The sequence below is a fragment of the Stenotrophomonas sp. Sm10 genome (genome assembly GCF_030985515.1).
GTDB classification, from domain to species: Bacteria; Pseudomonadota; Gammaproteobacteria; order Xanthomonadales; family Xanthomonadaceae; genus Stenotrophomonas; species Stenotrophomonas hibiscicola.
In genome coordinates this window covers 1-1,407 of record NZ_JAPTFO010000198.1, presented here as the reverse complement: position 1 = coordinate 1,407, position 1,407 = coordinate 1, and the positions used below count along the sequence as shown (strand labels likewise).

General features: G+C 31.1%; 2 protein-coding genes. Both read right to left on the bottom strand.

The window, feature by feature from the left end; translation table 11 throughout:
- Positions 1 to 399 (bottom strand): restriction endonuclease subunit S (locus O0J15_RS21080; RefSeq protein WP_308306285.1); only part of this gene is annotated, 399 nt, incomplete at its 3' end.
- 125 nt (positions 400 to 524) lie between these two features.
- A partial coding sequence (locus O0J15_RS21075; protein ID WP_308306284.1) for a hypothetical protein occupies positions 525 to 1,407 on the bottom strand: 883 nt, incomplete at its 5' end.

Below are 1,407 nucleotides of genomic sequence, written 5' to 3'. Positions count from 1 at the left end.
GTTAGTAAATGCTTTCGTCTGCAAAACAGAAGAAAGAAATTCATAGTCTACTTCCCCAGTATTTTGGAAATAACCTACTCGTTGATTTTGATAGTATTCTTCCTCAGAATCTAACATAGCTATTTTTCCAGTAGTTGCTCCTGACATAGCCAATAGAATTGAACGTCCTCTAAGAACAAATTTTTCATCTGGAATTATCTTAGAGTAATATTCAAACTCCCCTCCAACAGTTCCGTCAAATTTGATATTTGATATTCTAACAACTGGAATGCCAGTATTTTGAAATTTTTCACTTTTGAAAGCAAAGCCTCCACGCAGGGGCGCAATACTATGTAATTTTTTTCTATTCCATTTCTCATCAAAATTTTTGAATTTTATTTTAGGTAGTAAAGCTTTCAAACTCTTCTCCTTACCTTATTTCTCATTTTTTATATTATATCATGAATCATAATAACAAATGCTGATAACAAAGAAAAAAGAGAAGAAATTACTTCTTCCCTAATAGCACTATTCCAAACCTAACTTTATCTATCCTTTGTAAGACACTCTATTAACTCTTCGTCTGTCATAGATTTATTATCACTAAACCTAATTGCATTATCATAGTATACATCATAGTATTCAGGCGATGTCAATGTCATATCTAAAATATAGTTTTTATCTTTATCCTTTTGATAATTTGCTACTATCTCTGATTCTCGTAATTCTTTTTGAGATTTTGGTGTACCATTAGTCCTTTGGTACTTTTCCATCAACTGCAAGTGTTGAAAAATTACTGAAATATATCTAGAAGGATTTACTAGAAATCTTTTACTTACAACAGACTTCGGAACTAAGATAAGAAGTTCCTCTACACCATTTTCATTAGGAGCTAGGACATACTGGCTTTCAAAGGTAGCCCACTCATGACTCTCGTAATCCCAATAATCAAAACGTTGTACTTCATTACTGATTTTTAAACCGTGTAATCGAGCTTGTTCTAAAGAATATAAAATCAATTCTTTTTTTAATAAACTTACTAACAAATCAGACATCCTATCTTCTGAAAAACTCTTTACAAAAATCGGCATCGCTATAGGTGTGAGTAATTTTTCTTTGATTTTATCTACCGACTGATAGACATACCCAAAAAATTGATCAAGCATCTTCATTGAAACACCTGTCCCTTTGGAGTTACTCTCAGAATATCCAAAGTGGATAGCATTACATTCTTTAGAGTGTGAAAATAGTTGTAATGCATCTGATTTATTACCATTATCGTAAACTTTATAAACTGTTTTTACAAAATCATTAGCAATATCCCTAAACTTATCTGGTAAAAGCAATGGATCTACAAACAATCTAACATCCTTTGATGTATCTATATCAACAAAATCTAATCCTACTTGGATTGATTCTCTATTTAAT